Origin of the sequence: Raineya orbicola, from assembly GCF_002843425.1 — a bacterium.
Classification (GTDB): Bacteria; Bacteroidota; Bacteroidia; order Cytophagales; family Thermonemataceae; genus Raineya; species Raineya orbicola.
In genome coordinates, this window is the sequence record NZ_NKXO01000022.1 from 22,225 (window position 1) to 40,788 (window position 18,564).

The window sequence follows — 18,564 nt, forward strand, 5'->3', positions numbered from 1 at the left end:
TTAGAGAATTGCGAAAATATCAGATTCACGCATAATAAGGTACTCCTTGCCATCAATAGTGATTTCGGTACCTGCATATTTGCCATAAAGCACAGTATCACCTTCTTTTACGGTCATAGGCTCGTCTTTTTTGCCTTTGCCTACGGCAACTACTACGCCTCTTTGGGGTTTTTCTTTGGCATTGTCAGGAATAATGATACCAGAAGCAGTTTTAGTTTCAGCCTCGGCAGGTTCTACCAGAACTCTGTCGGCAAGCGGAGTAATTTTCAATTTATTTTTTCCCATATCAATTATGAATTTTAGGTTTAAGGAAATGCTTTTTGAAAGGTTGCAACCATAGCATAGCATTTTATATGCCAATGTAATTTTTACGGACAAATAGACGCAAAGTAAAAACTCCAAAATTCTACAAAATCGTTATTTTCAAAGATTTTTAGCTTATTATCCGTACAAACATATTTGAATTTGCCAAAATGATATGTCAGAAAAACTGACATTTTTTCAGTCTTTTTGTCAGATTACAAAATATTTTTTTTACAACCGAAACAAATTGCATTTTCCTAACGTAATACAAATAAAGACTTATTCGTATGCGAACACTTTTGCATATTTTTTTGGGAATTTTCTTTTGTGCCATTTCAGTAGAAAGTATTGCTCAAAGACGAACATACAAGCCCGCTAAAAAAGACTATCTCGGCAGTTTTGATGACTCTCAATGGTGGATTGGCATTCACGCAGGCGTAAATTTAGGCAAAGCCTTACCCCTAAAACGCTACGATATTTTAGAATTTACCAACGGCAATAGTGTAAATAAAGAATATGATGGTTTTCGGAAGTTGGGAGTGCAAACTGGTGCCAGAGTAGATTTTAATTTCCTGACAAACCTCTCCGTCAGTTTCCAACCTACCTATAACAATATGAATGTAGGTTACGAGGTTGCTTATCAGTGGCAAGGGCAAGATAATAATTCTCTCAACTTGCGTTATCATCATCGTATTCGGCTCAATTATTTAGAATTGCCCTTGATGATACGTTTTGACGTTCTTCGTCAAGCATTTAAGCCCTATGTTCAAGGTGGATTGGGCTATGGTATGCTCATCAAGGCAGATAAATACATTGAAATAGAGAGCTTTGATAGAGCTTCGGGGGCAAATAATCCTATACAAAACGAATCGCCTGTAATTGGTGCCAAAAATTTATTTATTACCTCACAATGGATTTGGTACTTAGGCGGAGGTTTAAGTACCGAACTCGGTAATGTGCGTTTAGGTGCAGAACTCAATTACAAACAGGGTTTGAATAATGTTACTAATCGTCTCAATCGCTATTCTGACCAACGAATGATAGGTGTTTTAGATGCTCTTGATGATATGACCTTGCAAAATATACAAATAGAATTTTATTGCGTTTTCCCTATGAAATTTTTGCAAATTTCCTCTTTCAGAAGAGTAAGACCCTAACAAACAAAATATTGAAACGTATGAAAAAATTTTTTATCATAATACTTGCTACTTTTGTTTTTGGAGCTTGCGACATTTCTAAAAACAAGGAAATTAAGCCAGAGGAGGTTTTTGTAAAAATTTACGAAAATAACAATTTTGATCAAAATTTTACCCCATTAGATATTAAACAAACTGCCGACGGTGGCTATCTGATTTTAGGCGAATATACAAACAATGGCTTCTCCCCTTTCCCTGCGGTGTATCTAATGAAAGTACAACCTGATGGCAAATTTGAATGGGAATATTTGGCAAGAGAAAACTATGTTACTCCCATTTCTGAGCTTTTGCCCACTACTGATGGTAATTTTGAGTTTTTTTGTTCCGCCCAAAGCGATAGTTTGAAGCCCGTAAGGCTTTCAGCTACCCAAAGCCCCCAAGAGCTTGCCAAGTATAACCTCATACGTGGTTTAGTAGCCAACACTTTGCCTGACGGCAACTATGGTTTTGTATCTTACCCCCAAAATTCTCAAAATACGATAGTTTCTATTGGCTCGCCTAATGGCACTATTTTGCGAAGCAAGCAATACTACAACCAAGATAATACCTTCATTGAAGAACGTATAGATAGACATTTGCGTAGAGTACGCACACCTTTGCCTATGCTTATGGGCAGTAGAGGGGGAAACGATTTGTTTTTCACTGCTTTCCGCCTTTCCAATATTGCCGTAATGAGTGATGATTTAGCCTCCGCAGGAAGTGAACCCAAAGGCATCATTAATGGAAATAGCTACGATTCTGCTATCAGTGCTATGATACAAATTAGTGGCAATACCTTTGCTATGGCTCGCTACAATGCCGATGGCGAAACAGTGTTTATCCCAAGAGCCGAAGTAGCCGCCAGTAGTATTTACACCAATACAAGTTTCAGGGGAAATGTTTTGCCCGAAATATCCAAGTTTGCTCGTGTTGTGATTCGGAGAGCAACTATTGCCCAAAAAAATGTGCTTTTATACCTTACAGATACCAAAAATGGTCAGATTGTTCTTTTTATTTATGACGAAGCCACTGGTAACCTAATACGCACGCAATACTTTGGCTCCTCAAATACTTTCCAAATAGGGAGCCTTACCCTTACAGCTGACGGCGGCATAGCCATCGTGGGAAAAACCTTTGTAGCAGGACGCTTCGGCAGAATTTGTCTGTTCAAACTTTCGCCACAAGAAGTTGAAAAATGGGTAAAATAAAAAGCTAAACATTTAGCGATTAGCCAAAAATCTTTCCTTAACCTTGGCAAGTTCTTTTTCCGTGATTTTAGTAGTCCGTTTCAGTTTTTCTACAAATGCTTCTACTTCCTCGGGCTGAGCAGGACAGCCTATATTTTCTCCATTGCTCATTCTAGAGTCTTCAAGCAAATTGCCCTTGCTATCTAAAATAACCCAATAAGGAATACCCTGATTTTTACCACCCCATTTTTCTAAATACGCTTCTGCACCCTGATTTTCCAGACTTTTCCTCTCCCCAAACTCATTTACTACCATAGAAACCATTACAAAGTTACTTTGAAAAAAATCTTTACAACTCTCATCGGCAAGAGCTTTTTGCATTTTTTTGCACCAGCCGCACCAAGACGCTTCAAAAATGATAAAAATTTTTTTCTTTTGTTTTTGAGCGGTAGTTGTTGCTTCTTTCAAGATTTTTTCAGCCGAAGGCACATTTTGGGCAACACTGAAAAAACTCATTGATACGAGAAATAACAACAAAAAAAGTTTTCTCATAAATTTTTCATTTTTCTATCAAAGGATAAAGAGAATTTGGCGTTTTGAAATCGTGATAATGCTTGTTGATGTCTTTTTCTGATGAAAAGATAATCATCTTTTCGCAAGTATTCTCTGAAATAATCAGCGTAATGTAATGCCTCTTTTTTGAAAATTTCAAAGCATACTTAGCCTGCATCGGACAAGTTTTCTTTTCGCTGATGTAATTGTTAGTATCTAAGACCGCCTTTTTCAGATTTTCGGCATTTTCAGCAGAAATTTCTACTTTTTTAAGCATCTCGTAATCGCCTAAATACACTTTATCTTTTTCTTGATCTTTGGAGGCTATGGGCGTAGCTTTCACTTCATACAAAGCCACTTCGGTAGCTTCCTCAATAATATCTTTGTGTTTGTGAAAAATCGGGTGTTTTTCTTTATCAGGAAGCATACCCAAACTCATTAGAAAAATAAACCAAAATACTTTCATACAATTTTACCTTTGAGAAACACGAACCGCAGAAACAGGATTTTGAGGCTTACAACCATTGCAATTTTTAGCTTTGTATTGGGTGCTTCTTACTGCATTTTCAGCAATATGCTCCCACGAAGGTGCTCCTGTACGCATATAGCCAATCTCTTCTTTGAGAGCCTGAATAAAACTCAGCGTAAAAAAGCCTCCATTGATGTTGCACCACGAATATTCACCAGGAGAGCTACCAGTAATCATAATGCTTCCACGAGAATCTATAAACAGCTTTTTTAGTTTTTGAATCTCCGCCCCCTGAAAGCTGCGGCTTGCCATAAAAGTAGTAGAAGTCATTTGATTTCTGCCAATATCTGAATTGCAACAATCGCTCAAAATAATATTGAGTCTGCCTCCTTTATCAGTAATAGCCTTGGCAGCAGCCGAGAGAGGTAAGGAAGTTTTTTCGGTAAGAGGAGTGTATTCCGAATAACGCATATCTAATTGTGGATACTTATCAGTTTGGTTAGACCAACGAAAGCCGTGTCCGCTGTAATAGAAAATTACCACATCATTATTACCAACCTGCATACTTTTAATAGTCCTTTCTACATTATCGCGAGTAAATTTTTCTCCGTTAATAATGTATTTTTCAAAAGGCATACCCACCGCTTTGGCAATTTCTCTAAATTCTACCTCCATAGCTTTTTGGTCTACGGCACAACTTTGCCCAATATCGCCAATATCTGTATTGATAACAAGCAGTAAGTGCATCTTAGATTTTCCGCTCCCTGTATTGTTATTATTATTGTTGCTACTACTACCACTATTGCTATTATTATCACTGGTATTGTAGTTTATTGCCCCTGCTGATGCATCTCTCATTTTACGCAAGGCTTGATATTCGGGCTCATCAGTACGGAAAAATTGACGCAAGTAGCTATCTGTCATAGTTTTGGGGTCTATTTCTATGTAAGATTTGCATTGAATCAGATGAGAAGCATCAAAATTAGGGTCATCAGTAACGTAGGGGAGTTGATTGGGGTTTTGGTCATTCCATACCCAAATAAAATGGTCTGGGTTGTAGGATTGCCCTTTTTCTTGATTGGTAATAAAGCGAGGATTGCTACCAACCATTACCAAATAATTATAACCATCTTCTTGTCCTGTTACAGATTGATACTTGACATCAACCACGTTGTACTTACCCTTATAGGTATATCCTATACGCATATAGGCATCTTGCTCGTTGAAATACACCAAAAAAGCCTTGTAGGTAATATCGGAAGCCTCAAAGACGATTTCATACAGCGATTGCCCTTTGGCATTAGCAAAAGCGAACAGAAAAAATAGCAGTCCAATTCGCCGAAGGAGTTGTTTTTTCATAAGTTCTGCATTTTAGGGTGAGTTTTCAAAAACCTCCAAAATCATTTGGTTGCGTTCATTAAGAGCCTCTGTTTTTTGCAAAATATTTACAATGACGGCAAGTTCTTCTTCCGAAACACGTTCTTTTTTATCTAACACATCTTCTAAAACCAAATCTAACACTTTTTTTGAAAATTTCAAATGATTTTCTGAATTTCCATACAAAGTTTTAGTTTGCCAAGGTTCATAGCTTACTTTGGCGGCATTAAGCATATTATCCATAAGGGCATTTTGCCAACCTTTGGATTTTACCAAAATTTTCAAGGCACTGATAAAAAGATTTTCAAGCAAACGTATGTTTTCGGCAATGTATTTGGCTTCTCTTTTAAGCACGCTGATTTGCAAATGTTCTTCTTGGTGTGCTTTTTTTTCAAGTTGTTCTAAGTAAAAGTTTCTTTCTGCTCCATCAATGTTATTATCCGCCGAAAGCACCGCTAAAATAGGATAAAACCATACAAGTTCCTGAAAAGTATCAAAATCAATGGGTTCTAAACGATTGAAATTGTACTCTTCCCAAAGTGTTTTGAGTTCATCAAGTTCGCTCATAATGCCAAGAGTTTTGGTTCAGAAAGATACCAAATCTGTGCCAAAAAATTTTGTAACAGCTTTCTATTCAAACTTTTTCAGCTATTCATCATTTCCGTTAGAATTTTTTTATCGTCAAATTCGTATTTTACTCCCTGAATTTCTTGATAAGTTTCGTGTCCTTTGCCTGCGAGCAAGATAATATCTTCATTTTGAGCCATTTCACAAGCCTTCGTAATTGCCTCTTTACGATTTTCAATCACTAATACTTTTTTTCGTTGCGTAATAGGCACTCCTTTTTGCATATCGGCAAGAATAGCGATAGGGTCTTCAAAACGTGGATTATCAGAAGTAAGCACAACACTATCAGAATATTTGCAAGCAATTTGAGCCATCGCAGGGCGTTTGGTAGCATCACGATTGCCCCCAGCCCCCACAATGGTAATTACCTTTTGATGAGGCTTTCGCAAATCTTGAATAGTTTTGAGTACATTCTCCAACGCATCAGGCGTGTGAGCGTAATCTACAATCCCTACCCTACCGAACTTATCCGTAATTTGCTCAAATCTGCCTTTGGCGGCATAAAGTTCAGAAAGTACAGGTAAAATTCGTTCTTTTTCCTCACCTAAAAGAATAGCCGTAGCATAGACACTCAAAAGATTATAGGCGTTAAATTCGCCTATAAGCCTACACCACACTTGCGTACCTTCAAAATCCATTAGTAAGCCTTGCAAGGTATTATCTAAAATTTTCGCCTTGAAATCCGCAGGATATTTGAGAGCGAAGCTATATTTGCGTGCTTGGGTATTTTGAAGCATAATGCTTCCTCTTTTATCGTCAAAATTACTTAAGGCAAAGGCAGAAGCGGGCAGATCGTCAAAGAGTTTCTTTTTGGCTTTTATGTAGTTCTCAAAGGTTTTGTGAAAATCTAAATGATCGTGGGAAATATTCGTAAAAACCGCTCCCGTGTAGTGCAAACCCGCTATGCGTCTTTGCACAATGGCGTGAGAACTAGCTTCCATAAAGGCAAATTGAGAGCTTTCTTGTACCATTTGAGCAAGCAAAGCATTCAGTTGTAAGGCATCGGGGGTGGTGTGTGTGGCAGGTAAAACTTTATCATTGATGAGATTTTCTACCGTAGAGAGCATACCAACACGATAGCCCAAACCTCTGAACAATTTGTACAAAAGCGTTACGTTAGTAGTTTTGCCATTAGTGCCTGTTACGCCTACCAAACGCAATTTTCGTGAAGGATTATCGTAAAAATTACTTGCCATAATCCCCAAAGCCTCAGCACTATCGGGCGTATGTAGGTAAGTGATATGTGCAAGTAAATTTTCAGGCAGTTTTTCGCAAACAATGGCTTTTGCCCCTGCTTCAATGGCTTTTTCAATAAAAGTATGCCCATCTACTTGCGTTCCTTGCGTAGCCACAAATACATCACCTTCTCTGACTTGCCGAGAATCAAATTGAATGGTATTTATTTCGGTATTTTCGTTGCCATAAATGGCAATAAGCGGAATTTGTGAAATAAGTTTTTGTAGGTTCATTTCTTTATGAGGTGAGCATTTTCTTTAACAAAATCAGACCAGCCTTTATGTTTGGTAGTTTTTACTCCGTTTTGATAGTGATGACACAAAGCCACTCCCAAAGCGTCAGAGGCATCTAAAAGGGTATCATCAGCAAATTGAATTTTCAAAATTTTTTCCAGCATAAGAGCAAGTTCCTGTTTAGTAGCTCGCCCTTTACCTGTTACTGCTTGTTTGACTTTCAAGGGGGCATATTCGGTAATAGGAATTTCTCGCATTAGAGCCGCTGTCATTGCAACACCTTGGGCTCTGCCCAATTTAAGCATAGATTGTACATTTTTTCCGTAGAAAGGGGCTTCTAAGGCGACTTCATCAGGCAAAAACTCTTCTACAAGTTGCGTTACTCTTTCGTAAATTTTTTTGAGTTTAAGAGCCTGACTATCATATTTTTCCAATTGAATTACACCATATTGCAAAACCTCTATTTTTTTACCCAAAATTTTCAGCACACCATAGCCCATAATTCGGGTGCCAGGGTCTATGCCTAAAATAATCTTCTCAGTTTCGGGTAAAGGTGTTTTTTTCATAAAAGTTTTTGCCAAAGTTAAAGAAAACTACGCAGATTTTCAAAAAATCGCTAATTTTCCTGTTTTTTTGTATATTTGCCTAAAAAGTAATAAGCTATGCGTATGTTTCTTTGGATTTTGGGGGTTATGTTGCTGAGTGCCTGCCAAAAAACAGAAGTTAAGTTAGCGAATTTTGATAAAAACCTGTGGCAAAGCGATAGTAAAGGTTGTAAAAACACTCGTTTGCAGATGCTTATCTCTCTGGAAAAACAAAAAGAAAAACTTTTAGGGCTTTCCCAAGAAAAGGTAACAGAGATTTTAGGCAAACCCGATAGGCAAGACCTACAAAAACGCAATGCCAAGCGTTTTGTGTATTACGTTTCCGAAGGTTTGCAGTGTGGAAAAGGCACAAACGAGGGAATTGCTCTTATTTTGCAATTTGGAGCATTGAATTATGTAAGTGAAATTTACCGAAACCGATACGAATAAGGGCAATTCCTAAATTGCCCCTATACTTTTCTACTGCTTTTTGAAATCTAATGAAATAGAATTAATGCAATACCGCAAGCCTGTGGGTTTGGGGCCATCATCAAAGACGTGTCCCAAATGTCCTCCACATTTAGCACAAAGTACTTCGGTGCGTATCATTCCGTAGGAGTAATCTTTTTCCAGCACTACTGCATTAGGAATTACATCAAAATAACTTGGCCAGCCCGTACCCGAATCAAATTTGGTTTCTGATTTGAATAGTTCATTTCCACAGCCCGCACAGGTGTAAATTCCTTTTTCGTTGTGCTTGTAGAATTTGCCTGTAAAAGCTCTTTCAGTACCTTTCATACGCAAAACCTTGTACTGCTCGGGATTGAGGCAATGTTGCCATTCTTCCTCATTTTTTTTGATTTCAAAGTTCTTGTCCATTTTTTTAGCAGTTTGGTTTGATTGTTTTTGTCCGCAAGACTGAAACGCTATCAGTAGCGAAAATAATGTTCCTAAAATGATGATGTTTCGTTTCATACTTTTTCTTATACAAACGAAACAAATCGCCAAATGGTTTTCGCAATAGCCAAGAGATTGCAAAGGATTTTCAACAAAAAAACTCGCTCAAAAAGCGAGTTTGGGTTTAGTACAAGAATTCTTTTTCTAATAATTTCAGTTTTGTTCTGACAGAGGCATCTATTTGTTTATCATTAGCAAAAGTTATCGTAAAACCACCAATCAGAGCAGGATTGATTTTTTCTTCTAACTTTACTTTTTTACCAGTTTCTTTTTCTACAATTTGAATAGCCTTTTGGCGAATAGCATCTGTTAGAGGCACTGCCGAAGTGAGCGTAACTCTTAAAATACCTTTACGCTCTTCATAAAGGTTTTCAAATTCTTTGGCGGCTTGGTATAAAACTTCCTCTCGGTTTTTACGTGTGATAATTTCAAAAAAGTCAAGAGTAACTTTATGAAGTTTATCTGCAAAAAGTTTTTTTAGAATAGTTAGCTTACGATAGCTATAAATAATAGGATTTCGTGTAACTGCTCTCAGAACGGGATTTTCGTCGAGCGTTTTTACAAAAAATCCCATATCCTTATAAACCTGCTCCAATACTCCTTTTTCTTCGGCAAGTTCTAAAATTGCCTTCGCATAGCGAATTGCTACGCGTCTTTCGGTCATACTACTTATCATACAACACTCTTATTAGTTAGCAGAAATTTCGTTGATTAGTTTTTCAGCAAGTTTTTTTTGTCCTTCATCGTTGGCAAGTTCTTTACGCAAAATACGTTCGGCTACTTGCAAAGAAAGTTTAGCAACTTCTTTTTTCATTTCAGCCATAAAGGCTTTTCTTTCACTTTCAATAAGATTACGAGCTTCGTTAATAATTTTATCTGCTTCTTTTTTAGCATTTTCTTTGGCTTCATCAACAAGCTCACGAGCAGTTTGTTGAGCTTTTTTGAGGATTTCATCTTTTTCGGCACGAGCTTGTTGGAGCAGTTTTTCGTTATCGGCAGAAATTTTAGCCATTTCTGCTTTTGCCTTTTCAGCAGAAGCCAACGCTTCTTCAATAGACTTTTCACGCTCTTTTAGAGCATTCATTATAGGTTTCCAAGCAAATTTTCCTAATACAAAAAGCAGTACAAGAAAAACAATCAACTGCCAAACAATCAGACCAAGTTCAGGAGTAATGAGGTTGAGTAGCATATTTTTGAATTTTAGAAATCTGTTGTTAGATATTATTTTAGAAAGTAAGCAGAAGGTAGATTTTTAGGCAACTTCTGCCCAAGCCCACCGCTTGTGGCAGAAGTAAAGCCGAATTTTGTGCTTGATGTAGTAATTAGGCAACTTTCAAAGCCATCAAAAGACCTACTACTACCCCAAAAAGAGCCGCACCTTCAATCAAAGCGGCGGCTACAATCATAGCACCTTGGATTTTACCGCTTGCCTCGGGCTGACGAGCAATAGCGTCCATAGCTTGCCCACCGATGCGTCCGATACCCAAACCAGCACCCAATACAGCCAAGCCAGCTGCCAAACCAGCACCGATACCAGCGATTTCTGCCAAAAGAACTAAAAGTTGTAACATAGAAATTGAAATTTAGGGTTAAAATTGAAACTATTTATTTTCACTTTCATTTGAAAGTCTTACAAAATTTATGGGTTGTAGCAAAATTAAGGGAATACCCGCTTTGAGAGATAGATTTGCCAATTGCTCCCTGATAAATGGGAAAATTATAGCGGGGGCATTGACTTTGGCAAACTCCTCTACTTTTACACTTGTTTTATCATTGTATCTAAAAACTCCAACCATTTTTATTTTTGCCTCTATTTCTACTAGTTGAGTATTTTTATTTTTCTCTTCCCAAGAAGTCTCAATTACCACATTCAATAAATTACTCTTTTGCGAATAACCCATATTAAAAGAGAGGTTTTTAACCAAGTTTTCAAAACTTACCAAGGGTTCTCTCCTAAAATTACTCTCTAAAAGCAGAATATTTACTATTTCAAAACCTGTTTCCATTCTAAACTATGCGGCAAAAAAACTTAAAATATTTGTTTCAATGGTTTGAGATTGTAAAGAGTGTATGTCGTAGTTATAGCTAGCCTGACTTGCATTTAAATTCAAACTTTCTTCAGATAATTTTTGTAAAGGCTGAAACACGAAATTCGGATTTTCTATTTGTATAAGGCTACGTTTATCAACAAAAATAATATTTTCACAGGGGAATTTCTCTACAAAAACACGAACTAGCTCTATTTTTAGTTGCATAAGGTTTTCTTCGCCGCTAACTTGTTTCAGTGAAATTAGGTGACTCTTATCTAATTCGTCAAATTCATATTGAATTTGCAAGAAAGGATATTCTATACCCATTCGAAGCAAATAACCTATAACAAAATTTTGAGAACTCATACATCAAAGTTGTTTTTTAGAGTTTCTATAATGTAAAATGCCCTTTCTTTTACTTGTCCTGCTATTTTAGTTTCCACCTTAAATTCTTTATAATCTGCTTTTACTCTTATATTTTTTAGTTCCCCTATCCACTGATAAAATTCCATTGCAGCTTGAGTATTTTTGGGTATCAACAAAGTAGCAAATTTATTGATAATCCAGCCGTGAAAGCCTGATGCTATCTCGTTAGAAGTTTCCTTCTGATTTTTGTTCAACTCATTTTTATCTATCTTTTCAACATAATACAATATATGAAGCATCAATTGTATGCAGGCATAATAGAAACAATGTACACTGGCATTGTAAAACTCTTTTTGAATAAGTAAAGTTCCTGATTTGAGATTCTCTTCGTATTTACTTTTGAAAGTGCTCATTTATGCGTGATGAACTTCGTGTTTTTCGTCGTGATGCTCGTGATGATGCTCCTCTACTGCTCCGCCAAAATACATTGCCGAAAGCAAAGTAAATACATAAGCCTGCAAAATTGCTACAAATAGCTCAAGCATATTCATTACTACCGCAAAAGCAACACTCACGGGAGCTACTGCATAACTTTTGAATAAAAATATGAGTGAAAGCAAGCTCAAAATAATGATATGACCTGCGGTAATATTGGCAAACAAACGCACCATTAGTGAAAAGGGCTTTGTAAAAATTCCTATAATTTCAACGATAGGCATTATAGGCACAAGAAATTTTAGCCACCAAGGCACACCCGGCGTGTTGAGAATATGTTGCCAATAATATTTATTAGAACTAAACAACGTAATAACAAGCGTAAGCAAAGCCAGAGTCATTGTTACAGCAATATTTCCCGTAACATTTGCTCCACCGGGCATTAGCCCAAGCAAATTATTGAACCATATAAAAAAGAACACCGTAAGCAAATAAGGCATAAAGCGTTCGTATTTTTCGCCAATATTGGGTTTGGCAATATCATCACGAATAAATACAACAATAGGTTCAAAGAATGATTGCAAACCTTTGGGGGCTTTACCAGCATTGTTTTTATAGCTTTTAGCCACACTAAAAAATACGACTATCAATAGAACTGCACTCAAAAGTAAAGATGCAACATTTTTTGTGATTGAAAAGTCATAAAGTGTCCCTCCACCTTCAAACGAAATATGGTCGTGGCTCATAATATATGTATTACCATTAGGGCGTTTTAAGACAAGTTGATGCTCTTTTTCACCTTTTTCGTTGGTTATTTCTCTTTTTTCGGCGTGATGAAACTCCGAAGACATAAAAATATCTAATCCTTTATCGGTATAAAGAATGACAGGTAATGGAATTGTAACGTGTGTTTCGCCAATTGTAGCAAAATGCCACTCGTGAGAATCCGCAATGTGATGCAGAATCAAATCACCTGCGTTAAACTCCTTCTCTTCGTGCTGGGCAAAAGTAAAAAAAGGAAGGACGAGCAAGAAAGTTACCCAAAAATTAGTCAACTTGTTCATAAAATTAAATTTATTAGACTTTTTCAAACACACTACGCTAAAATACTTCCGTTAAACCCACAAAACAATTCATCATAAGCATTTTAAGCCACTTATTCTAAAAAATAGTTGAATTTTTAGGTAGTGTTATCTGATTTGGCTCGCAAGTTATACAATAAACCATAAATCTCAAAACTTACAAAGCAAAAATATTATTGAAAAAAACTTCTAACCTCTTCTAATAAAGTAGCTAAATGATTTTGAACTATCCCCCAAATAATCACATCATCAACATTATTGTAGCTATGCACAACGTAATTTCGTGTAGCAATAATTTGTTTGGCTGATGAAAAAGGTAGATTAGGAACAATTTTAGAAAGTTTATTCACAGCTTCGCCTATAATTGCAATTTCACGTTCTACGGCTCTTCTTACTAATTTACTAGCTTGATAGTCGTTCCAAGTCAGGTTTTGTGTAAATTCTTGTACAGAAAGAATAGAGTTTTCAATATCCAAGAGATATTTTTTTATCAAAATCTCATTCGCTTCCATAAATCATTTTTTTTGAAGCATTGATACTCTCAATGAGGTAGGGGTTTCGAAGCGATTTCTCTGTGATTAAATCAATTTTTCTATGAAAAAGATTGGATAATTCTTCTTGTAATAGAAAGAAATTGTTTGCATAAGTAGCAAAATCTAATTTATCATCAAAATCTATCAAAAAATCCAAATCACTCTCTTGTGTAAATAAAGGTGTTGTAACTGAACCAAAAACATACATTCGCTTAACACTATACTTCTGACAGAGCCTTTCAAGTGTTTTCGTATGAATGTTGATTATTTCCATCTTCGGCGGTATTTTTTAAGCGTAATTTAACTAATAAACCATAAATCTCAAAACTTACAAAGCAAAAATATAAAACGAAAAAAGTTACCACAAACCAAAGTGGATAAATAACTCCCTGATAAACAACATAAAAAACAACTCCAATACTCAAAAACATTCGCAAAAGCATAGAGCCAAAGAAAAAACCTTGAAAAACTCTGACATCTCTATTCAAACCCTGTGATACAATGTAGGTTGTGAGTAACGATTGAAGGGCAAAAAATAAAAGCAAGTACCATTTATATTCGTGTAAAATTTTATTGAATAGCAAAAATTCATCAATAGCCAAAAATGATGCCAAAATTAGTGTAAAGATGAGTAAATGATAAACCCCAAATTTTTTATTTTTCACTTTTTTTAGATTTAGACTTCAAATGGCGAAGTTTCTTATCATCAACGTGTTTATCTAAAAACTCGTTGATTTTTTCAATATCCAATGTAGAAACAATTTCTCCAAAAGCATTGATACGAATATCAAAACCTTCCAATTCTTTATGCACACGAGGTTTAGAGGTTTCTTTTTCTGTATCATTTTTTTTCTTGCGAGGCATACAAGTATTTGCAAGTTAAAGTAAAACTATTCTGAAACTTCACCAATAATGTTTTCATCAGGGTTTATATCTTTCGGTTGGGGTAGGTCTTTAAGGCTGTTGATACCGAAATAATCCATAAATTTATCGCTTGTGCCATATAATAGAGGTCTTCCCAGAGCGTCAGATTTTCCTTTGATAACCAAAAGTTCTTTTTCTAAAAGTTTTTGGATAGCATAATCACTATTTACTCCCCTGATTTGCTCAATTTCAGTTTTAGTAATGGGCTGTTTGTAAGCTACAATAGCAAGCGTTTCTAATGCAGCGTTTGAAAGACGTTTTTTAGATTTTTGCTTTAATAATATGCTGATGCTTGATTGATAGGCAGGCTTGGTAAGAAACTGATACCCACCACCCATTTGATAAATCTGAAAAGCGTAAATATCCTCTTCGTACTTTCGTTGCAATTTTTCTATGGCTTCCAAGATATTCTCTTCGGGAATATCTGCTTCAAACATCTCTACAAGGCAGTTTTGTATCTCTTTGGCAGAAATAGGTTCTGCGGATACAAAAATAAGTGCCTCAATATGGTTTTGCAGAAAATCCACCTTAGCTTCAATATTTGGGCTTTTCTAAAAAGTAAGTATTATTTTTTTGCCATTTTGGCTTCAATAGAGTGTTGTGTATGTGGCACAATCAGAAGTCTCTCACGAGGAATAAGTTTCCCTGTATCTACGCAGATGCCGTATGTACCATTCTTGATACGAATAAGTGCCATTTCCAACTGCTGAATAAATTTCTGCTGACGAGCCGCCAGTTGTGTCAGATTCTCTTTTTCCAAAGTATCCGAACCATCTTCCATAAGTTTGGAATTGCCCGCAGTGGCATCAGTACCTGGGTCATTTTTGCGAGTAAGCGATTCTTTTAGCTCTGCTAATTCTTGTTTGGCTTGCTCTAATTTCTTTAATATCAATTCTTCAAACTCTCTGAGTTCCTCTTCGGTATAGCGGGTCTTTTCTACTACTTCGGTAGTTTTTCCGTTGTTGTTTTTAGTAGTTTTGCTCTTGCTCATAAGAAAGGAGGCTTAAAAATTTTGGTGCAAAATTAGAAATTTTCTTACAACGGAACAATAAAACCGAATTGTTTTTTCGCTTGTTTTGTAGTTATATTTGTAAAATTTTTATCAATGAAAACCTCCGATTTTCTACAACTCTATCAGAACGAGCCTCTTTTTCAGACTTTTATACATCATTTACAAAATCATAAACGCTTGCAGATTAGAAATTTGCAAGGAAGCATAGATGCAGTAATAGCATCAGTATGTGCATTAGCTTTACCTAAAAAAAATCATTTGTTTATTCTGCAAGATAGAGAGGAAGCCTCTTATTTCATCACAGACCTTCAAAATTTAATCGCCTCCCAAAATGATATTCTTTTCTTTCCCACCTCTTACAAAAAACCTTATCACTACGAGGAAATAGAAAACGCCAATGTGTTAGAGCGTTCGGAGGTACTTAATGCTTTTTCGCAACAAATCAAAGAAAATTCACCTTTACAGCCTAAAAACAATTCGGTTTCCAAAGGTATCCTTGTTGTTACCTACCCCGAAGCTCTTTCCGAAAAGGTGGTCAATCGGAAAACTCTCTTGGAACATACCTTTTCAGCAAAGGTAGGGGATAAACTGGATTTAGATTTTTTAACCGAAATTTTAGTTGAATACAATTTTGAAAGAACTGATTTTGTTTATGAAGCAGGGCAATTTGCTATTCGTGGGGGTATTGTAGATGTTTTTTCTTTTGCAAGTGAATTGCCTTATCGTATAGAACTTTCAGGAGATACGATTGAAAGCATTCGCTTTTTTAACCCCGAAACACAACTTTCCGAGCAAAATTGTGAGCAGTGTGTCATTGTTCCCGATACGCAAACCAAACTTTTGCATACTACTCGTGAAAGCTTTTTGGAATTTATCCCTTCCGAAAATACAATCATATGGCTTAAAAATACAGTGCTTTGCCTAGAAGTAATTGAAAAGTGCTTTCAAAAAGTGCAAGCCAATTTTGAGTTTATTCTGAATAGTACGCACCAAACCCAAGTGATTGCCAGCCCCGAAGTTCTTTTTGAAACCAGAAATAGCTTTTTAGAAAAATTGCAAAACTTCGCTTGTGTAGAGTTTGGTAGGAATTTTTACTTTCCAAATGCTCAAAGTTTTGAATACAAAACGCAAAGTCAGCCTTCTTTCAACAAAGATTTTCAACTCCTTGCCGATACGCTTGAAAAGTATCAGTTCAAGGGTTTTACGAGTATCATTGCTTCGGATAGTATCAAGCAAACGGAACGCTTGCGAAGTATTTTTGAGGAAATCAAGCCTAATTTGAAGTTTCAAAACTTACCTGTTGCTTTGCGAGAAGGCTTTATAGATGAAAACAACCGCATAGTTTGCTTCACCGACCACCAAATTTTTGAACGATTTTACCGCTACAAGCTAAAAACCCATTTTTCTAAATCTAAATCCCTGACTTTAAGAGAGCTACAAACACTCAAACCCGGTGATTACGTGGTACATATCAATTATGGTGTGGGGCGTTTTGCAGGGCTTGTCAAGCAAGAAGTAAATGGTAATATTCAGGAGGCTGTTCGGATAGTGTATCGGGACAATGATATTTTGTATGTAAATGTGCATTCTTTGCATAAAATTTCACGTTACACGGCTTCGGAAGGCAAAGAACCGACTTTGAGCAAACTCGGTAGCCCCGAATGGGAAAATAAAAAAGCCAAAGTCAAAAAGAAAGTTAAAGATATAGCCAAAGAACTTATCAGTTTGTATGCCAAACGCAAAATTTCACAGGGTTTTGCTTTTGGTAAAGACGATTTCTTGCAGGCAGAACTAGAAAGCTCGTTTATTTACGAAGATACTCCCGACCAAGCCCGAGCCACTGCCGAAGTAAAAGCAGATATGGAAACCCCCAACCCAATGGATAGGCTCGTTTGTGGAGATGTGGGTTTTGGGAAAACAGAAATAGCTATTCGTGCCGCCTTCAAGGCAGTGTGTAATGGCAAGCAAGTAGCGGTTTTAGTGCCTACTACTATTTTAGCAATGCAACATTTTCGCACTTTTTCGGAGCGTTTGCTCAAATTTCCCTGTCGTGTAGAATACATCAATCGGTTTAGAAGTCAGAAAGAAATTAAGGAAATTTTGCAAGAAGTAGCCGAGGGCAAAATAGATATTCTCATAGGTACGCATCGCATTCTTAATGATGATGTAAAATTCAAAGATTTAGGGCTTTTTATCATTGATGAAGAGCAAAAATTTGGCGTAAAAGACAAAGAAAAACTACGTGAAAAACGCTTCAATATTGATACGCTCACCCTTACGGCAACGCCTATTCCCCGAACTTTACATTTTTCATTGATGGGGGCAAGGGATTTATCGGTTATCAACACACCTCCGCCCAATCGTCAGCCTGTGAGTACGCAAGTTGTTGTATTTAAGGAATATTTAATTCGTGATGCCATTCATACCGAGTTACGTAGAGGCGGGCAAGTATTTTTTGTACATAATCGGGTGCAAGATATTGAAAGTATCGGTAACTTAATTCTAAAACTTGTTCCTGATGCCCGCATAGGCATTGCTCACGGACAAATGGAAGGCTCTCTTTTGGAAAAAACAATGCTTCGCTTTATTGAGGGAGATTATGATATTTTGCTTTCTACGAATATCATTGAATCGGGTTTGGATATTCCTAATGCTAACACTATCATCATCAACAATGCTCACACTTTCGGGCTTTCAGATTTACACCAAATGCGAGGACGTGTAGGACGCTCCAATAAAAAAGCCTTTTGCTACCTTGTTATTCCTTCGATGCTTTCGCTTACCAAAGATGCCCAAAAACGCCTCAAAACATTAGAGGAGTTTTCAGAATTGGGTGATGGCTTCAAGGTAGCTATGCGAGATTTAGATATCAGAGGGGCAGGTAATCTTTTAGGAGCAGAACAAAGCGGCTTTATCAATGATTTAGGTTTTGAGGCTTATCATAAAATTTTGGACGAAGCTATCCAAGAACTCAAAGAAAGTGAATTCAAAGAGCTTTTTTTCAAAGAAATTTCCACCAAAGAACTGCTCACCGATTGCGTAATAGAAACAGACCTTTCGCTACGTATCCCTGATGATTATGTACAAAGTATTACCGAAAGACTTTCTCTTTACAACGAACTAGATAATGTAAAAGATGAAAACGAGTTGCAAAAATTTGCCGAAAAATTACAAGACCGCTTTGGCAAAATTCCTGTGGAAGTAGAAGACCTGATGCAAAGTGTGCGTTTGCGTTGGCTTGCCGAAAAAATTGGTTTTGAAAAACTTTCGCTGAAATCAAACACATTGAAAGGGCAATTTCCTTCGGCAGAAAAGCAAGAATATTATCAGTCGGATAGGTTTGGTAAAGTGCTTGAATATTTGCAAAAAAATCCTAAATCTTTTCGCCTCAAAGAAATAAACCATAAACAACTACTCATTGCCGAAAATATAAGCACCATACAACAAGCCATAGAACTGCTCAAAAATCTTTGCTGAAAAGG

At 36.6% G+C, this 18,564-nt stretch carries 26 protein-coding genes; 4 read left to right on the plus strand and 22 right to left on the minus strand.

What is annotated here, in order from left to right; translation table 11 throughout:
• Both Rain11_RS07840 and Rain11_RS14155 read right to left on the minus strand, forming a co-directional pair.
• Complete coding sequence (locus Rain11_RS07840; RefSeq protein ID WP_101358802.1) at positions 1-285, minus strand: co-chaperone GroES; 285 nt, start codon at positions 283-285, stop codon at positions 1-3.
• A gap of 83 nt (positions 286-368) precedes the next feature.
• Entirely contained in the window at positions 369-497 is a 129-nt protein-coding gene (locus Rain11_RS14155) for a hypothetical protein (protein WP_262502169.1), read from the minus strand.
• Positions 498-590: 93 nt separating this feature from the next.
• Between Rain11_RS14155 and Rain11_RS07845 the strand changes: the two genes are divergently transcribed.
• Positions 591-1,460, plus strand: coding sequence for an outer membrane beta-barrel protein (locus Rain11_RS07845; RefSeq protein WP_101358803.1), 870 nt, complete (start codon positions 591-593; stop codon positions 1,458-1,460).
• 20 nt (positions 1,461-1,480) lie between these two features.
• The gene (locus Rain11_RS07850) at positions 1,481-2,686 is read left to right on the plus strand and encodes a hypothetical protein (protein WP_101358804.1); all 1,206 of its coding nucleotides are present in this window, start codon (positions 1,481-1,483) and stop codon (positions 2,684-2,686) included.
• A 12-nt stretch (positions 2,687-2,698) separates the two neighbouring features.
• On the opposite strand, the gene Rain11_RS07855 is transcribed toward Rain11_RS07850, so the two are convergent.
• The 6 genes from Rain11_RS07855 to ruvC all read right to left on the minus strand — a co-directional run bounded on the left by Rain11_RS07855 (position 2,699) and on the right by ruvC (position 7,725).
• The gene (locus tag Rain11_RS07855; protein WP_101358805.1) at positions 2,699-3,217 is read right to left on the minus strand and encodes a thioredoxin family protein; all 519 of its coding nucleotides are present in this window, start codon (positions 3,215-3,217) and stop codon (positions 2,699-2,701) included.
• 7 nt (positions 3,218-3,224) lie between these two features.
• Entirely contained in the window at positions 3,225-3,683 is a 459-nt protein-coding gene (locus tag Rain11_RS07860) for a hypothetical protein (RefSeq protein ID WP_101358806.1), read from the minus strand.
• A 6-nt stretch (positions 3,684-3,689) separates the two neighbouring features.
• On the minus strand, positions 3,690-5,045 hold the full coding sequence (locus Rain11_RS07865; protein ID WP_101358807.1) for a caspase family protein: 1,356 nt from the start codon (positions 5,043-5,045) through the stop codon (positions 3,690-3,692).
• Positions 5,046-5,057: 12 nt separating this feature from the next.
• Positions 5,058-5,630, minus strand: coding sequence for a hypothetical protein (locus Rain11_RS07870; protein WP_101358808.1), 573 nt, complete (start codon positions 5,628-5,630; stop codon positions 5,058-5,060).
• 77 nt (positions 5,631-5,707) lie between these two features.
• Positions 5,708-7,159: a UDP-N-acetylmuramoyl-L-alanyl-D-glutamate--2,6-diaminopimelate ligase gene (locus tag Rain11_RS07875; protein ID WP_101358809.1), complete on the minus strand. Its 1,452-nt coding sequence runs from the start codon at positions 7,157-7,159 to the stop codon at positions 5,708-5,710.
• Entirely contained in the window at positions 7,156-7,725 is a 570-nt protein-coding gene (gene ruvC / locus Rain11_RS07880) for a crossover junction endodeoxyribonuclease RuvC (protein ID WP_101358810.1), read from the minus strand. Before ruvC ends, Rain11_RS07875 begins: the two co-directional genes overlap by 4 nt.
• Before the next feature lie 96 nt (positions 7,726-7,821).
• Between ruvC and Rain11_RS07885 the strand changes: the two genes are divergently transcribed.
• Positions 7,822-8,193 carry a hypothetical protein gene (locus Rain11_RS07885; protein ID WP_101358811.1) on the plus strand — a complete coding sequence of 124 codons (372 nt, stop codon included), beginning with the start codon at positions 7,822-7,824 and terminating at the stop codon, positions 8,191-8,193.
• A gap of 30 nt (positions 8,194-8,223) precedes the next feature.
• Here the strand turns inward: Rain11_RS07885 and msrB are convergent, their stop codons facing one another.
• The 14 genes from msrB to Rain11_RS07955 all read right to left on the minus strand — a co-directional run bounded on the left by msrB (position 8,224) and on the right by Rain11_RS07955 (position 15,061).
• Positions 8,224-8,718 carry a peptide-methionine (R)-S-oxide reductase MsrB gene (gene msrB / locus Rain11_RS07890; RefSeq protein ID WP_101358812.1) on the minus strand — a complete coding sequence of 165 codons (495 nt, stop codon included), beginning with the start codon at positions 8,716-8,718 and terminating at the stop codon, positions 8,224-8,226.
• 106 nt (positions 8,719-8,824) lie between these two features.
• The gene (atpH, locus tag Rain11_RS07895; RefSeq protein WP_101358813.1) at positions 8,825-9,376 is read right to left on the minus strand and encodes an ATP synthase F1 subunit delta; all 552 of its coding nucleotides are present in this window, start codon (positions 9,374-9,376) and stop codon (positions 8,825-8,827) included.
• Positions 9,377-9,388: 12 nt separating this feature from the next.
• Positions 9,389-9,889, minus strand: coding sequence for a F0F1 ATP synthase subunit B (gene atpF, locus Rain11_RS07900; protein ID WP_101358814.1), 501 nt, complete (start codon positions 9,887-9,889; stop codon positions 9,389-9,391).
• Positions 9,890-10,022: 133 nt separating this feature from the next.
• The gene (atpE, locus tag Rain11_RS07905; RefSeq protein ID WP_038111848.1) at positions 10,023-10,271 is read right to left on the minus strand and encodes an ATP synthase F0 subunit C; all 249 of its coding nucleotides are present in this window, start codon (positions 10,269-10,271) and stop codon (positions 10,023-10,025) included.
• Between the two features lie 30 nt (positions 10,272-10,301).
• The gene (locus Rain11_RS07910) at positions 10,302-10,706 is read right to left on the minus strand and encodes a protein-export chaperone SecB (RefSeq protein WP_101358815.1); all 405 of its coding nucleotides are present in this window, start codon (positions 10,704-10,706) and stop codon (positions 10,302-10,304) included.
• A gap of 6 nt (positions 10,707-10,712) precedes the next feature.
• Complete coding sequence (locus Rain11_RS07915) at positions 10,713-11,096, minus strand: hypothetical protein (RefSeq protein ID WP_101358816.1); 384 nt, start codon at positions 11,094-11,096, stop codon at positions 10,713-10,715.
• On the minus strand, positions 11,093-11,509 hold the full coding sequence (locus Rain11_RS07920) for a hypothetical protein (RefSeq protein ID WP_101358817.1): 417 nt from the start codon (positions 11,507-11,509) through the stop codon (positions 11,093-11,095). Before Rain11_RS07920 ends, Rain11_RS07915 begins: the two co-directional genes overlap by 4 nt.
• Positions 11,510-12,595, minus strand: a complete 1,086-nt coding sequence (gene atpB, locus Rain11_RS07925) for a F0F1 ATP synthase subunit A (RefSeq protein WP_101358818.1) — start codon at positions 12,593-12,595, stop codon at positions 11,510-11,512.
• A 191-nt stretch (positions 12,596-12,786) separates the two neighbouring features.
• A complete protein-coding gene (locus Rain11_RS07930) occupies positions 12,787-13,125 on the minus strand; it encodes a HepT-like ribonuclease domain-containing protein (RefSeq protein ID WP_101358819.1) in 339 nt (112 codons plus the stop codon).
• The gene (locus tag Rain11_RS07935; protein WP_101358820.1) at positions 13,112-13,420 is read right to left on the minus strand and encodes a nucleotidyltransferase family protein; all 309 of its coding nucleotides are present in this window, start codon (positions 13,418-13,420) and stop codon (positions 13,112-13,114) included. Before Rain11_RS07935 ends, Rain11_RS07930 begins: the two co-directional genes overlap by 14 nt.
• Positions 13,386-13,811, minus strand: coding sequence for a hypothetical protein (locus tag Rain11_RS07940; protein WP_101358821.1), 426 nt, complete (start codon positions 13,809-13,811; stop codon positions 13,386-13,388). The genes Rain11_RS07935 and Rain11_RS07940 overlap by 35 nt, the downstream gene beginning before the upstream one ends.
• Positions 13,801-14,010: a hypothetical protein gene (locus Rain11_RS07945; RefSeq protein WP_101358822.1), complete on the minus strand. Its 210-nt coding sequence runs from the start codon at positions 14,008-14,010 to the stop codon at positions 13,801-13,803. Before Rain11_RS07945 ends, Rain11_RS07940 begins: the two co-directional genes overlap by 11 nt.
• 26 nt (positions 14,011-14,036) lie before the next feature.
• Complete coding sequence (scpB, locus tag Rain11_RS07950; protein WP_101358823.1) at positions 14,037-14,597, minus strand: SMC-Scp complex subunit ScpB; 561 nt, start codon at positions 14,595-14,597, stop codon at positions 14,037-14,039.
• Between the two features lie 38 nt (positions 14,598-14,635).
• A complete protein-coding gene (locus Rain11_RS07955; RefSeq protein WP_101358824.1) occupies positions 14,636-15,061 on the minus strand; it encodes a TraR/DksA family transcriptional regulator in 426 nt (141 codons plus the stop codon).
• 114 nt (positions 15,062-15,175) lie between these two features.
• Here Rain11_RS07955 and mfd point away from each other — a divergent pair, with 114 nt between their 5' ends.
• Positions 15,176-18,559: a transcription-repair coupling factor gene (gene mfd, locus Rain11_RS07960; protein WP_101358825.1), complete on the plus strand. Its 3,384-nt coding sequence runs from the start codon at positions 15,176-15,178 to the stop codon at positions 18,557-18,559.
• Positions 18,560-18,564: the final 5 nt, after the last annotated feature.

Coding starts and splice junctions, on each gene's coding strand:
- Rain11_RS07840 (WP_101358802.1), bottom strand. CDS start 285: ATGGGAAAAAATAAATTGAAAATTACTCCGCTTGCCGACAGAGTTCTG.
- Rain11_RS14155 (WP_262502169.1), bottom strand. CDS start 497: ATGTCAGTTTTTCTGACATATCATTTTGGCAAATTCAAATATGTTTGT.
- Rain11_RS07845 (WP_101358803.1), top strand. CDS start 591: ATGCGAACACTTTTGCATATTTTTTTGGGAATTTTCTTTTGTGCCATT.
- Rain11_RS07850 (WP_101358804.1), top strand. CDS start 1,481: ATGAAAAAATTTTTTATCATAATACTTGCTACTTTTGTTTTTGGAGCT.
- Rain11_RS07855 (WP_101358805.1), bottom strand. CDS start 3,217: ATGAGAAAACTTTTTTTGTTGTTATTTCTCGTATCAATGAGTTTTTTC.
- Rain11_RS07860 (WP_101358806.1), bottom strand. CDS start 3,683: ATGAAAGTATTTTGGTTTATTTTTCTAATGAGTTTGGGTATGCTTCCT.
- Rain11_RS07865 (WP_101358807.1), bottom strand. CDS start 5,045: ATGAAAAAACAACTCCTTCGGCGAATTGGACTGCTATTTTTTCTGTTC.
- Rain11_RS07870 (WP_101358808.1), bottom strand. CDS start 5,630: ATGAGCGAACTTGATGAACTCAAAACACTTTGGGAAGAGTACAATTTC.
- Rain11_RS07875 (WP_101358809.1), bottom strand. CDS start 7,159: ATGAACCTACAAAAACTTATTTCACAAATTCCGCTTATTGCCATTTAT.
- ruvC (WP_101358810.1), bottom strand. CDS start 7,725: ATGAAAAAAACACCTTTACCCGAAACTGAGAAGATTATTTTAGGCATA.
- Rain11_RS07885 (WP_101358811.1), top strand. CDS start 7,822: ATGCGTATGTTTCTTTGGATTTTGGGGGTTATGTTGCTGAGTGCCTGC.
- msrB (WP_101358812.1), bottom strand. CDS start 8,718: ATGAAACGAAACATCATCATTTTAGGAACATTATTTTCGCTACTGATA.
- atpH (WP_101358813.1), bottom strand. CDS start 9,376: ATGATAAGTAGTATGACCGAAAGACGCGTAGCAATTCGCTATGCGAAG.
- atpF (WP_101358814.1), bottom strand. CDS start 9,889: ATGCTACTCAACCTCATTACTCCTGAACTTGGTCTGATTGTTTGGCAG.
- atpE (WP_038111848.1), bottom strand. CDS start 10,271: ATGTTACAACTTTTAGTTCTTTTGGCAGAAATCGCTGGTATCGGTGCT.
- Rain11_RS07910 (WP_101358815.1), bottom strand. CDS start 10,706: ATGGAAACAGGTTTTGAAATAGTAAATATTCTGCTTTTAGAGAGTAAT.
- Rain11_RS07915 (WP_101358816.1), bottom strand. CDS start 11,096: ATGAGTTCTCAAAATTTTGTTATAGGTTATTTGCTTCGAATGGGTATA.
- Rain11_RS07920 (WP_101358817.1), bottom strand. CDS start 11,509: ATGAGCACTTTCAAAAGTAAATACGAAGAGAATCTCAAATCAGGAACT.
- atpB (WP_101358818.1), bottom strand. CDS start 12,595: ATGAACAAGTTGACTAATTTTTGGGTAACTTTCTTGCTCGTCCTTCCT.
- Rain11_RS07930 (WP_101358819.1), bottom strand. CDS start 13,125: ATGGAAGCGAATGAGATTTTGATAAAAAAATATCTCTTGGATATTGAA.
- Rain11_RS07935 (WP_101358820.1), bottom strand. CDS start 13,420: ATGGAAATAATCAACATTCATACGAAAACACTTGAAAGGCTCTGTCAG.
- Rain11_RS07945 (WP_101358822.1), bottom strand. CDS start 14,010: ATGCCTCGCAAGAAAAAAAATGATACAGAAAAAGAAACCTCTAAACCT.
- Rain11_RS07955 (WP_101358824.1), bottom strand. CDS start 15,061: ATGAGCAAGAGCAAAACTACTAAAAACAACAACGGAAAAACTACCGAA.
- mfd (WP_101358825.1), top strand. CDS start 15,176: ATGAAAACCTCCGATTTTCTACAACTCTATCAGAACGAGCCTCTTTTT.